The sequence below is a fragment of the Verrucomicrobiia bacterium genome (assembly GCA_019634625.1).
GTDB lineage: Bacteria > Verrucomicrobiota > Verrucomicrobiia > Limisphaerales > CAIMTB01 > CAIMTB01.
Genome location: JAHCBA010000050.1, coordinates 1 through 13227, shown reverse-complemented (window position 1 = coordinate 13227; position 13227 = coordinate 1). Strand labels below are relative to the sequence as shown.

11 protein-coding genes and 1 riboswitch are annotated in these 13227 nt (G+C 67.7%); of the genes, 1 reads left to right on the top strand and 10 read right to left on the bottom strand.

Annotated elements, in window-relative coordinates:
• Positions 1-10: 10 nt before the first annotated feature.
• Positions 11-574: a DJ-1/PfpI family protein gene (locus tag KF833_21295; protein MBX3747851.1), complete on the top strand. Its 564-nt coding sequence runs from the start codon at positions 11-13 to the stop codon at positions 572-574.
• Here the strand turns inward: KF833_21295 and thiC are convergent.
• The 10 genes from thiC to KF833_21245 all read right to left on the bottom strand — a co-directional run bounded on the left by thiC (position 564) and on the right by KF833_21245 (position 12923).
• Entirely contained in the window at positions 564-2495 is a 1932-nt protein-coding gene (gene thiC, locus KF833_21290; protein MBX3747850.1) for a phosphomethylpyrimidine synthase ThiC, read from the bottom strand. The genes KF833_21295 and thiC overlap by 11 nt on opposite strands.
• Before the next feature lie 119 nt (positions 2496-2614).
• A riboswitch (TPP riboswitch) is annotated at positions 2615-2724 on the bottom strand.
• A 22-nt stretch (positions 2725-2746) separates the two neighbouring features.
• Complete coding sequence (locus tag KF833_21285; protein ID MBX3747849.1) at positions 2747-3892, bottom strand: histidine kinase; 1146 nt, start codon at positions 3890-3892, stop codon at positions 2747-2749.
• 42 nt (positions 3893-3934) lie between these two features.
• On the bottom strand, positions 3935-4726 hold the full coding sequence (locus tag KF833_21280) for an arsenite methyltransferase (GenBank protein MBX3747848.1): 792 nt from the start codon (positions 4724-4726) through the stop codon (positions 3935-3937).
• 119 nt (positions 4727-4845) lie between these two features.
• A complete protein-coding gene (locus tag KF833_21275) occupies positions 4846-6312 on the bottom strand; it encodes a deoxyribodipyrimidine photo-lyase (protein ID MBX3747847.1) in 1467 nt (488 codons plus the stop codon).
• Positions 6313-6374: 62 nt separating this feature from the next.
• Positions 6375-6692, bottom strand: a complete 318-nt coding sequence (locus tag KF833_21270; GenBank protein MBX3747846.1) for a hypothetical protein — start codon at positions 6690-6692, stop codon at positions 6375-6377.
• A 95-nt stretch (positions 6693-6787) separates the two neighbouring features.
• A complete protein-coding gene (locus KF833_21265) occupies positions 6788-8371 on the bottom strand; it encodes a peptide chain release factor 3 (GenBank protein ID MBX3747845.1) in 1584 nt (527 codons plus the stop codon).
• Positions 8372-8682: 311 nt separating this feature from the next.
• Positions 8683-9603 carry a dihydrodipicolinate synthase family protein gene (locus KF833_21260; protein ID MBX3747844.1) on the bottom strand — a complete coding sequence of 307 codons (921 nt, stop codon included), beginning with the start codon at positions 9601-9603 and terminating at the stop codon, positions 8683-8685.
• 13 nt (positions 9604-9616) lie between these two features.
• Positions 9617-11347 carry a dihydroxy-acid dehydratase gene (locus KF833_21255; GenBank protein ID MBX3747843.1) on the bottom strand — a complete coding sequence of 577 codons (1731 nt, stop codon included), beginning with the start codon at positions 11345-11347 and terminating at the stop codon, positions 9617-9619.
• Complete coding sequence (locus KF833_21250) at positions 11344-12039, bottom strand: hypothetical protein (GenBank protein ID MBX3747842.1); 696 nt, start codon at positions 12037-12039, stop codon at positions 11344-11346. Before KF833_21250 ends, KF833_21255 begins: the two co-directional genes overlap by 4 nt.
• Before the next feature lie 419 nt (positions 12040-12458).
• Entirely contained in the window at positions 12459-12923 is a 465-nt protein-coding gene (locus tag KF833_21245) for a GNAT family N-acetyltransferase (GenBank protein ID MBX3747841.1), read from the bottom strand.
• Between the last annotated feature and the right edge of the window lie 304 nt (positions 12924-13227).

The following is a 13227-nucleotide window of genomic DNA, read 5'->3' as shown; positions in this document are numbered from 1 at the left end:
TCCCATCCCCATGGCATCCCTCCCATCCACCCCCAGCGTCCTGGTCCTGCTCGTTCCCGGCTTCGAGGAAATCGAAACCGTCACTCCCATCGACCTCCTGCGCCGCGCCGGAGCCCGCGTGGTCGTCGCCTCGGTCACCGGGGAACCCGCGGTCACCGGGCGCTGCCAGATGACCCTCCACGCCGACACCGCCCTCGCCGATGTCATCGACCAGCCGTTCGATCTCCTCGTGATCCCCGGAGGCCCCGGGGTCCAGACCCTTCGCACCGATGGCCGTGCCGCCCGCCTCGCCCGCGCCCAGGTCGAAGCCGGTCGCCCCGTGGCCGCCATCTGCGCCGCCCCCACCGTCCTCGCCGATGCCGGACTCCTCCAGGGACGCCGGTTCACCGCCCACGCGTCCGTTCTGGCCGAACTCCCCGGTCCGCCAACCGATCAACCCGTCGTCGAGGACGGCCCGATCATCACCTCGCGCGGAGCCGGCACCGCCCTCGAATTCGGTCTCGCCCTCGTCCGCCGCCTCTTCGGACCCGACATCGCCGACGCCGTCGCCCGCGCCATCATGCTCAAACCGTAGCGCCGCCCTCGCGGAACTCGCGCGCCTTCTCCGCCAGTCCCTTCTCGATTGCCTCCCCCTCCCCAATCCCCTGCTCCGCCGCATACCGCCGCACATCCTCGGTGATCTTCATCGAACAGAAATGCGGGCCGCACATGCTGCAGAAATGCGCCGTCTTCGCCCCTTCCTGCGGCAGGGTCTCGTCGTGGAAGGACCGCGCGGTCTCCGGATCCAGACTCAGGTTGAACTGGTCCTCCCACCGGAACTCGAACCGCGCCTTGCTCACCGCATCGTCCCGGTACCGCGCCCCGGGATGCCCCTTGGCCAGGTCCGCCGCATGCGCGGCGATCTTGTAGGCGATGACGCCGTTCTTCACATCCTCCTTGTTGGGCAGCCCAAGGTGCTCCTTCGGCGTGACGTAACAGAGCATCGCTGTTCCGTACCATCCGATCATCGCCGCCCCGATCGCGCTGGTCAGATGATCGTACCCGGGGGCGATGTCCGTCGTCAGCGGTCCCAGCGTGTAAAACGGGGCCTCGTGACACCATTCGAGCTGGCGGTGCATGTTCTCCTCGATCAGGTGCATCGGCACATGCCCGGGTCCCTCGTTCATCACCTGCACCCCGTGCGCCCAGGCGCGCTTCGTCAACTCCCCCTGCGTCGCCAGTTCCGCAAATTGCGCCTCGTCGTTCGCATCGGCCAGACAGCCCGGCCGCAACCCGTCCCCGATGCTGAACGCCACGTCGTACGCCGCCATGATCTCGCAGATCTCGTCCCAGTGGCTGTAAAGGAAGTTCTCCCGGTGATGGGCCAGACACCACTTCGCCAGAATGCTCCCGCCCCGGCTCACAATCCCGGTCAGCCGCCGGGCCGTCAGCGGCACGTACTGCAGCAACACCCCGGCGTGGATGGTGAAGTAATCCACCCCCTGCTCCGCCTGCTCGATCAACGTGTCCCGGAACACCTCCCAGCTCAGTTCCTCCGCCCTCCCCCCCACCTTCTCCAACGCCTGGTAGATCGGCACCGTCCCGATCGGCACCGGCGCGTTCCGCATGATCCACTCCCGCGTCGCGTGGATGTCGCGCCCCGTCGAAAGATCCATCACCGTGTCCGCCCCCCACCGGGTCGCCCAGCGCATCTTCTCCACCTCCTCCTCGATGCTCGACGCCACCGCGCTGTTCCCGATGTTGGCGTTGATCTTCACCAGGAAGTTCCGCCCGATGATCATCGGCTCGGATTCCGGATGATTGATGTTCGAGGGGATGATCGCCCGCCCGGCCGCCACTTCGTCCCGCACGAACTCGGGCGTGATCACCGCCGGAATCCGCTGCGGAAACCGCCGCAGCACCTCCGGCCGGTACCCGCCATCCCCGGGCCGGTTCCCCCCGCCTTCCCGCGCCTCCGCCAGCAGCGCCCGACCCTGATTCTCCCGGATCGCCACGAACTCCATCTCCGGCGTCACGATCCCCTGCCGCGCATACCAAAGCTGGGTCACCGGATGCCCCGCCGACGCCCGCAACGGACGCCTCCCCGATGACGCCGGCGCCCGCCCCGCCACCAGACCCTCCCCGTTCCCCGGTCGCGCCCCCTCCCGCTGGCGCGCATGCGCCTCGCTGAGATACCCGTCGTCCTGCGGTCGCACCACCCGCCCCGCGTACTCCTCAACATCCCCACGGCCCTCAATCCAGCCCCGTCGCAGCGCCGGCAACCCCGCCCTCACGTCCCCCTCGAACGCCGGATCCCCCCAGGGCCCGCTCGTGTCATACACCCGCACCGGCGCGTTGGCCTCAACGCCCCCGCCCGGTGTCCGCGTCGGCGCCTGAGCAATCTCCCGCATCGGCACACGCACCTCCGGATGATGCGTTCCCGACACATACACGCGGGTGCTCTTCGGCCAGGGGTTCGAGGAACGGGGCTCGAGGGATTCGGGTCGGGCAATCATGGCAATGAGCGTGCAGGCTAAGACAGTGCGTGGTGTCCAAATCCGACGGCCATCGTTCATCGACCCCGCCGGAACCATCAGGAACCTGCTTCAGCCACCCCCTTGGAAAGTGCGCCCCGCGTCCGTCGCGGCCGCCTCCCTCCGCCGGTATCAGCCGGATCAGGTTCAACGGGTCTCCCGCTGCGGCGGAACTCTCAGCCGTCAACCAACGGCTCCCCGGTCCGCCGAGTCTGCCCCTTCGCCCCCCTCCGTCAAGCCGTCCCTCCCCGCCCCCCCGCAGCAGCACCGGACTCCACCCCGGACGCCCGCCACGGCATCTGCACCCGAACCTCCGTCCCCCCGCCGCTCGCATCCCGGATCACCAGGGCCTGCCGCACCCCGTACAACTGCTCGAGGCGGCGCCGCGTGTTCGACAACCCGATCCCATGGCCGCGCACCTTCTTCTCCCCGGACTTCAGCCCCGGCCCGTTGTCCCGCACCACGATGACCAGCCACTCCCCCTCCCGCCCCGCCTCCACCCGCACCATCCCCTGGCGCCGCTGCCGTTCAATACCGTGCTTGATCGCGTTCTCCACCAGCGGCTGCAGAAAAAGATTCGGAACCATCGCCGTCAGCAGCTCCGGATCCACCGATCGTTCCAGCACCAACCGTGTCCCGAACCGCGCCTGCTCGATCTCGAGATAGCGGTCCAGAAACGCCAGTTCCTCCCCCAACGTCACCTCCTGCCTGTCCCGGCTGTCCAACGCCCGCCGCAGCAGCTCGCTCAACCGGATCAGCATCCGGTCCGCCGCCTCGACGTCCTGATGCATCAGCGAGGAAATCGCGTTGAGCGTGTTGAACAGAAAATGCGGGTTCAACTGCATCTGCAACGCCTGCAACCGCGCCGCCGTCAGCCGCTGCTCCAGCTCGATCGCCCGCTGCGCCCGTTCCCGCGCCCGTAACTGGTACGCCACCACATGCTGGCTCCCCACCACCGCCCAATACACCAGCAGGCTGTGCGGCAACGTCTTCACCAGCACGGTCTCGAACACTTCGAAAAAGGTCTCCGCCCGGCCGTCCAGCCGTACCTGCCACAACGCCACCCACGCCCGTACCAGCAGATACGCCAGCATGAACGCCCCGCACGCGCTGAGATGCACCGCCACCGGACGCCACCGCAACGGCCACTCCAGTCGCACCTGCCGCCCCAACCACGCCACCGGCGGCGCCAGCAGCGCGAACACATACCAGTCCGCCATCGCGTACCCCAGAGCATGGGTCCATGGCACCGGACGCCCCTGCATCGCACTCGAGGCGTAGTACTGCCCCGCAAACAACAACGCCAGCAACGTCCACACCACAAAGGCAATCACCGCCCCACGCGCCAGCCGTCCCACCTGTTCGCGGGACAACATCATGCGCCAGTCACCCATCCGGCAGAGCCGTTTCCCATCCCCCGATCACGCACCCCGGACGCCCGGCTTGCAAGCGGTGATGTCCGCCGACGCCACATACGCCCCCGCATTCCGCCCGGGCAGCCACTCGTCGATGAACGCCCGGCTCCCTTCCTTCACCTCAATCCGCACCCCCTCAAACCCGGCGGCGGTCAGCATGGCCTCCAGTTCTCCACGAAGCACCGCCCCCGCCACGCACCCGGAGTACGCCTCCATGTCCCCCTTCAAGGCCTCCGGTATCGGCTGCAACGCCACAATGTCCGAGATCGCCAGTCGCCCCCCAGGCTTCAACACCCGGTACGCCTCCCGGCACACCCGCGCCTTGTCCGGAGACAGGTTCACCACGCAGTTCGACAGGATCAGATCCGCCACCCCGTCCGCCACCGGCAAGGCCTCGATCTCCCCCAGCCGGAATTCCACGTTGTCGTACCCGCCCCGCCCCGCGTTCGCCCGCGCCTTGCTGATCATGTCCGGCGTCATGTCCACCCCGATCACCCGCCCCCCACACCCCACCCGCCGCGCCGCCAGAAAACAGTCGAACCCCGCCCCGCTCCCCAGATCCACCACCGTCTCCCCGGCCCGGATCGACGCAATAACCGTCGGATTCCCACAGCCCAGGCCAAGCTCGGATCCCTCCGGTACCCCGGCCACATCCTCCGCCGCATACCCCAGTGTCACCGCGTCCGTGCCCCCCTCCTTCGAACAACACGAGGGCGCCCCCCCGCACCCACGCTGCTCCAGCCGCGCAATCTCCCCGTACCGCTCCCTCACCTGTTGCCGGATCCCGTCCTCCCGCAACGCCTTCCCCCCCTGGCTCCCATCCTTCTCCTGATCTTCAATCGTCTTCACAGCATTGCCTCCTGGTCTTTTATATTTCGCTCCAATGCGAAATATCCAACACCCCCATGCCCACCGCGTCAACCCCCGATTCTCCCCGCCTTGAGACTCGCCAGCGCGTCGAGCGCCGCGAGTCGCGACGCCGTCGCACTGACCCTCGGCTCCGGATAGTCGGTGCCCAACCGCACCCCGGCCGACCTCAGCACCAGCGGCGGCGCCTCCCACGGCGCATGCACCCATTCCGTCGGCACCCTTCGCAACTCGGGGATCCACTGCCGCACGTACCCGCCATCCGGGTCGAACTTCCGTCCCTGGGCCACCGGGTTGAACACCCGGAAATACGGGGCCGCATCCGCACCGCACCCGGCCACCCACTGCCAGCCAAGCGTGTTGTCGGCCAGATCGGCGTCCACCAAGGTGTCCCAGAACCACTCCGCCCCGGCCCGCCAGGAAATCAGCAGGTTCTTCACCAGGAACGACCCCGCCACCATCCGCACCCGGTTGTGCATCCAGCCCGTCGCCCACAACTCCCGCATCCCCGCATCCACCAGCGGGTAGCCCGTCCGACCCCGCTGCCAGCACTCCAACGAAGCCGCGTCCTCCCGCCACGGAAACCGCTCGAACGGTTCCCGCAACGGACGCTCCACGGTGTGGGGAAAGTGGAAGAGCAGGTGATGCGCGAATTCCCGCCAACCCACCTCCGCCAGGAACTGCCAGCGCCGCCACACCGCTTCCACCACCCCCGCATTCCCCGCCGCCCGACGCACCGCATGCCACACCTGCCGTGGCCCGATCTCCCCAAAGTGCAAATGAGGCGACAGCCGCGACGTGCCTTCCCGGTCCGGACGGTTCCGCTCCTCCCCATAGCCCAGCACCGCTCCCGCACAGAACCGGGCCAACCGCTCAACCGCACCCGCCTCCCCCGGCCGCCACGCCTCCCGCAGCCCCTGATCCCAGGGAATCCCCGGCAGCAACCCCAGCGCCTCGATCCCTTCCGATGCCGGCCAGGTCCGCGGTGCCGGCAGATGCCCGGGAGCGCCCACCGGCATGTCCGGGTCCGATCGCCCCAGACACTCCCGCCAGTACGGAGTGAAGACCTGGAACGGTTTCCCCGCCCGGTTGCGGACAGTCCACGGCTCGTGCAGCAGCGCCCCGTTGGCGCTTTCCACCCGCAACCCTTCAGCCCCCAACGCCTCCTTGACCTGTCGATCCCGCTCGATCGTCGCCGGTTCGTACCGCCGGTTCCAGAAAACCGAGCCCGCCCCCGTCTCCCGCACCAGCGCCCGCAACACGTCCAGCGCCGGCCCCCGCCGCACCACCAGCCGCGACCCCTTCGCCCGCAGCGCTTCATCCAGCCTCGTCAGCGAATGATGCAGCCACCAGCGCGACGCCGCACCCGCAGCCCAGCGCCCCTCCTCCTCCGGCGACCAGAGGAACACCGGCACCACCGCGCCGCCCGTCGCCGCGGCCAGCGCCAGAGCCGGGTTGTCCGTCAACCGGAGATCCAACCGAAACCAGACCAGACAGGAAGGGCGCGCCTCGGGCATATGCGGCACCGAACTTCCCCCTATCCGTACCCAGGCAGTAAAGAGGAAAGCACCGCTACGGCTCAGTCCATCCGGACGCACGCTTCGATGTCCCCGGGAAGAAACGTGCAGCGCTGAATCCGCAGCGCCATCCGGAAGTCCCGCCGCGCTTCCACCCACAACACGTCATCCGCCAATTCCAGCACTCCCCGCATGGTGGTCCCGTCCTTCAACCGCACCTCCACATCCTTCCCCAGCGGCAGACCCAGTTCCCGCGCCAGCGCGTTCAGCGCCGTCAACCGCTCCTGCCGCCACCGGCTCAGCTCGTCCCCGGCCCGGCGTGCCGATTCGAAGGCTAGCTCCATCTGGGTGACCGACGACGCGTTGGCGGATGTGGACATGGCAGACCTTGACGATCCCTCATCCTGACCCGCCCAACGCCCGGGGCCAGCCCGGGTTGTCCACCGTTGTTCACAGGATTGCTCGCACCCGTCCCTCACCGCGGCGGCTGGGCGCTCAACCCGATCTCCGGCTGCCGCCCCGTGAAGTACTCGCACGACCACTCGTTCGGAAACAACAACACCATCCGGCCTGTCGAGTCCCGCCCCATCCGCGACCCCGTCGGCAGCAGGCCTTCCACCGCCACCGGATCCGGGTCGCCACGAACCACCCAGCGAATCGTGTTCCACGGCGCCGCCTCCATCCGCGACTCCGCCCCGTACTCGGTCTGCAACCGGTACTGCACCACCTCGAACTGCAACGGCCCCACCGCCCCCAGCAGCGGCACCCGCTGCGTCGTCGCATCCAGCAGAAACGACTGCACCACCCCCTCCTGCAACAGTTGCTCCAACCCCTCCCGGAATCGCTTGAACTGCGCGGTCGTCGGACTGTGCAGCCACGCAAAACACTCCGGCGTGAATCGCGGAATCTCGTCGAACACCAGCGTCGCCTCCTCCGCCAGCGTGTCCCCGATCCGGAAATCGTCGTGCCCCACCAACCCCACCACATCCCCGGGATACGCCTCGTCCATCGTCTCCCGCTCCCGCGCAAACAGCTTGTGCGAACTCGACAACCGCAGACGCCGCCCCGTCCGCGTGTGAATCACCGTCATGTCCCGCTCGAATCGTCCCGAACATACCCGCACAAAGGCCAGCCGGTCCCGATGACGCGGATCCATGTTGGCCTGGATCTTGAAGATGAACCCCGAGAACCCCCCCGCCTCCGGCGCAATCCGCCGTCCCCCCACCGAACGCGCCATCGGCGCAGGCGCCATGTCCAGGAACGCATCGAGCAGCAGTTGCACCCCGAAGTTGTTCACCGCGCTCCCGAAAAACACCGGCGTCAACGCCCCCGCCAGCACCCGCTCCCGCTCGAACGCCGCCCCCGCCCCCTCCATCATCGCCAGCTCGTCCACCGTCTTCGCATACACCGACTCCGACAGCCGCTCCCGCACCTGCCCGTCCGACAGGTCCAGCACCGACACCGGGGCCCGGTAACCGCCCCCGGGCACCCGCTCGAAAAAATGCACCAGCCGTCCCTGCCGGTCATACACCCCGCGGAATTCCGCCCCGTCCCCCAGCGGCCAGTTGACCGGATACGCCTGGATCCCCAGCACGCTCTCCAGCTCGTCCACCAGCGCCAGCGGCTCCCGCGCCGGCCGGTCCATCTTGTTCATGAAGGTGAAAATCGGTATCCCCCGCTGCCGGCACACCTCGAACAACTTCCGCGTCTGCGTCTCGATCCCCTTCCCCGCGTCAATCACCATCACCGCCGCATCCACCGCCGTCAGCACCCGGTACGTGTCCTCCGAAAAATCCCGGTGACCCGGCGTGTCCAGCAGGTTCACGCAGTACCCCCGGTACTCGAACTGCAACACCGTCGAACTCACCGAAATCCCCCGCTTCCGCTCCAGTTCCATCCAGTCCGACGTCGTCGCCCGCTGGTTCCGCCGCGCCGTCACCGACCCCGCCAGATGCACCGCCCCGCCATAGAGCAGAAACTTCTCCGTCAACGTCGTCTTCCCCGCGTCCGGATGCGAGATGATCGCAAACGTCCGTCGCCGGGCAATCTGTGCTGCCATGCCTTCCATAGGTTCCTCTCCAACCCCGCGTCCGTCCGCTCCTCGCGTCGCCCCCCGGGCCCGTCACCATGACCGACTCCCGCCTTCCAGGGGAAGCTCCGTCACCAACCCCGTCCGGTCCCCTGTGCAGCCCGGAAGGGTGGGGAGAGGTGCGAGCTTCGCCAGGCGTGGCATCGGAGGGCCGAGTTCCACGAGGCCGCAAAGGGGGTGGTGATTTGGATTGAACGCTCTGATTCGCTGCCTCCTCACCCACAACCCGGGGATGCACCGTCCCGTCCCATCACCGCACCTCTCCCGGCCCTGCCCGCCCATCACACCAACCGCACCAGCGCCTCCCGCACCCGCTCCAGCCGGTCCCCCTCAAGCGCCGATAGAAACGGTGTCACCGGACCCGTCCGCACCCGACCCGCCAGTTCCACCGCGTGGTGCAGCACCTTCGCCGGATTCCAGGCGTCCCGGCAGTCCTCCAGCGGCAGAAACCGCTCCCGGATCCCCTCCGCCTCCTCCCACCGCCCCGCCACGCACGCCTCATACAACGCCACCGCCCGCTCCGGCGCCACGCATCCGCTGCCCGTCGTGAACCCCGGCAGCCCCCAGTCCCGCAGATGCACCACCGCCGGTCGTTCCCCAATCCCGCTGACCACCCGCCCGCGATCCACCCGGTCCAACAGCCCGGCCAGGTACGCATCCTCCCCCGGATCCTCCCGCACCACCGCGTACTTGATCCCCACGCACAACCCGTCGCCGCACAGCCTCCCCAGCGCCTCCAACCCCGCCGCACGATCCACCCCCAGCGTGTCCTCCGACTTCAGGTACACAATGACCGGTGTCCCCGACGCCGAAACGAATTCCCGGATACCGCGCTCCCATCCCCCCGCATCCCGAGGGTCCGAGCACGGCAACAGCATCACCGCCGGAAAACCCCGCGACCGCAACAACTCCGCCTGGTCCCGAAGCCGGCCATACCCGGGTCCCGCCGACGGCAACATCCACCAGTCGTCCGGCAACGTCGTCATCCACTCCAACGCCTCCAAATACTCGCGCAACGTGACGTGGTAGAAGAACGCATTGCCCCCGAACATGAACCTGCGGATGCCCGCCCCGGCAATCCCGTCGAGCAACGCCCGCGCCGCCTCGAAGTCCGGATGACGCGCCGGATCGTCGCGGCGCGGAAGCGGCGGCACGGCAATGACCCCGCGCAGGTCGTCGGGCAAAACAGGGGTGCGTTTCATGGCTGGATCATGGCTAGTGAATCTCGGGCTCCGCCGTGGGCGCGTTCCCGTCCAGGAACCGGAAATCGCATCCCTCATCCGCCTGCCCGATCTCGCGGGCCGACAACCAACCGTACCCCCGGGCAAACCGCGGCGGCGGCGCACGCCACGCCCTTCGCCGCACCTCCACCTCCGCCTCGGAGACGTGCCAGTGCAATCGACGCTCCGAGACCGACACCTCAATCAGATCGCCATCCCGCACCAGCCCAAGTGGCCCGCCCACCGCCGATTCCGGGGCAATGTGGAGAATGCACGCGCCGTATGCCGTGCCACTCATCCGGGCGTCCGACAACCGGAGCACATCCCGCACCCCCTGCCGCAGCAGCTTCCGCGGAATGGGAAGCATCCCCCACTCCGGCATCCCCGGACCGCCCACCGGCCCGGCGTTCCTCAGCACCAGCACCGAATCCGCCGTGACCGGCAGATCGTCCCGGTCAATCCGCCGCTTCAAATCCGCGTAATCCTCGAACACCAGCGCCGGACCCGCGTGCGAATGCAGGCGCGGCTCGGCGGCGGCGTGCTTCATCACACAACCCCTCGGCGCCAGATTCCCCCGCAGCACCGCCACACCCCCTTCGGGCCAGACCGGGCGCGCCCGCGGCCGGATGACCTCCGGATCGAGACACTCCCCCTCGTCGAGCCAGGCCCCCAGCGTGCGCCCGTCCGACATTCCCACCCCGGTGTCCAAGGCGTCCCGAACCTCACGCAGCAGCGCACGCACCCCCCCCGCATCGTGGAAATCCTCCATCAGGAAGCGCCCCGCCGGACGCAGATCCAGCAATACCGGCACCTGCCGCGAAATCCGGTCGAACGTCTCCATTTCCAGCACCACCCCGGCCCTCCGGGCCATCGCCAGCAAATGCACCACCGCATTTGTGGATCCCCCCGTCGCCATCAGCGTGACCACCGCGTTCTCGAACGTTCCGCGCCCCACCCATCGCGAAGGGCGGAGATCCTCCCACACCATCGAAACAATCCGCCGTCCGCAGGCCACCGCCATCCGCGCATGCGCCGAATGCACCGCCGGCACCGTCGCCGCCCCGGGCAGCGTCAGACCCATCGCCTCCGTCAACGACGCCATCGTGGACGCCGTGCCCATCGTCATGCACGTGCCCGGCGACCGTGCAATCCCCTCCTCGATCTCCTCCCACGCCCCGTCCGGCAACCGCCCCGCGCACCGTTCCGCCCAGTACTTCCATGCGTCACTCCCGCTCCCGAGCGTCTGGTCCCGCCAGCGCCCCTTCAGCATCGGCCCGGCCGGCAGGAAGAGACACGGCAGATCCATGCTGAACGCCCCCATCAACAGTGCTGGCACCGTCTTGTCACACCCGCCCATCAGCACCGCCCCGTCCACCGGATGACACCGCAGCACCTCCTCGACCTCCATGGCCAGCAGGTTCCGGTAGAACATCGTGGTGGGCTTCATCAACATCTCGCCCAGCGACATCACCGGAACCTCGACCGGAAACCCGCCCGCCTCCAGCACCCCCCGCTTCACCTCGGCCGCCCGTTCCCGCAGGTGCGTGTGGCACGTGTTCAGTTCGCTCCAGGTATTCAGGATCGCGATGATCGGGCGGCCCGTGAACTCGGCCCGGTCGTACCCCATCTGCAGCGCCCGCGACCGGTGCCCGAAGGAACGCAGATCGTCCGGCCCGAACCACCGGTGGCTCCGCAAGGACTCCGGAGTGCGCACCGCCGGACTCATCGCCCCCGCGCCCCTTTCAGAAGTCCCCACGGAAAGAAGTACACCGCGTACACCACCGCGAACACCAGGAAACTTTCCAGCTTCACAAAGTGGGCGAACGCGAAAAAGAAGATCAACAGGTGCAGTCGCACCACATTCTTGTAAGGCGCCGCCATCGCCTCACCATCCCCCCACGACTTTTCTCCACCGGCGCGTCCCTCCGCATCGCCCGCTCCAACCGCCGAAGATCCCCACAGCACGCGCCGCTCCGCCACCATCGCCGCCGGCAGAAACCACCAGTACCGCAACAGCACCTCCCCGTAGGGCGGAATCCCCGGCCCGCTCGAGGACGCGCCCCCCACCGGAAAAAACGCATTCAGAAAGACCGAGTGCACCAGGTGAAACCCGCCGAAGTGGACCGTGAAGAATCCCAGCAGGAAAAGCCCCCCGAAGACCGTCGCAACCCCCTTCCCAGCCGATCCCTCACCCCGTCCCGAAGCCCCCATCGTCGCCATGGCCGGCACCACGATCCCCCGGACGATCATCGCATACCCCACCACCAGGCTCGACAGCCACAGACTCCACACCAGATCGCCCGTCCGCCACCCGAATACCCCCGCCACCCCAAGCCCCATCACGAACGCCACGGCATCGGGCCACGCCGCCCTCCATCGCGACGACGCAGGCTGCGCCATTCCATTGGCAACGTCCACGGGACAACATCCTGTCAGAACCCGCTCCCCCAAGACCAGTGGGAACCGGGAATCCCCGTGGCAAACGGTGCATCCCGGAGTTGTGGGTGAGGAGGCAGCGAATCGGAGGGACGAGCTCCGCGAGTCCTCAACCCATTGCCCCACTCCGCTGCGGCCTCGTGGAACTCGGCCCTCCGAGACGACGCATCGCGAAACTCGCACATCTCCCCACAACTTCGGGATGCACGGCGTGGCAAACATCGGCCGTTGCATTCGCAACCCGCCTGAAGACCGCCGTTCCCGCATCAATCCTCCGTTCAAAACGACCCGCCATCTCCTTGCAGAGTCTTGCCCGAAAAGATCCAGCCAGCGCCCCCGACCCTGCTTCAAGCCTGCGGCCTGGCAGGGATTCCCGGCAAGGACACCGCCAGACCCACACCTCACCCTGGAAACTCGAACTGCATCACCGCCACCTCCGCGCCGTGGTACGGCGTCCTCTCGATCAACGACCATCCCAGGCGGGTGTAAAACCGCTCCGCGCTGGGCGTATAGAGATAGAGCCGTCCGACCTTCATCCGTGCCGCCTCCTCCATGGCCCGCCGGACCAGCGCCGTCCCGATCCCCTCACCCCGGCGATCCGGCGCCACGAACACGCTGGCCAGCCACGGCGACCATTGCGGACGCGACTCCATGTCCTGCGCCACCAGCATCGAGGAACCGAGCAACTTCTGCCCCTCCATCGCCACCAGCACCGTCGGAATCGCTCCCCGCCCGCATTCCCCCTCCAGACGCACAGCCCGCGCTTCCACGGTGTCTCCCGGATGCAGCCATCCCCACTCCTCGTGATGCCATCGCGCCAATTCCGGCAGGAATTGCCTGGAGTCCGCCAAGTAGCCCAAAGTCACCATCCCTGACTATTTCAGGCCGCCATGCCTCCGGCGATTCTAGAATGGTCAACTTCAACAATGGGACCGGCTCAATAAAACTGACATTTTCTGTTTAAAACGCCGGTCATTTTAGATTGACCCTCAACCCAGCCCAGTACCCTTCAAATGCTGATCTAAGAGCCAGGCATTTTAAATTGACCCAACACACACCCCGCTTACACAATCTTCCCGCGTCATCCACCACCACCCCATGAGAACCCCGCGCATCAAGTCCGATCCTTCCCTCCCTGCGGTCTATCACTGCATGTCCCGCGTCGCCGGC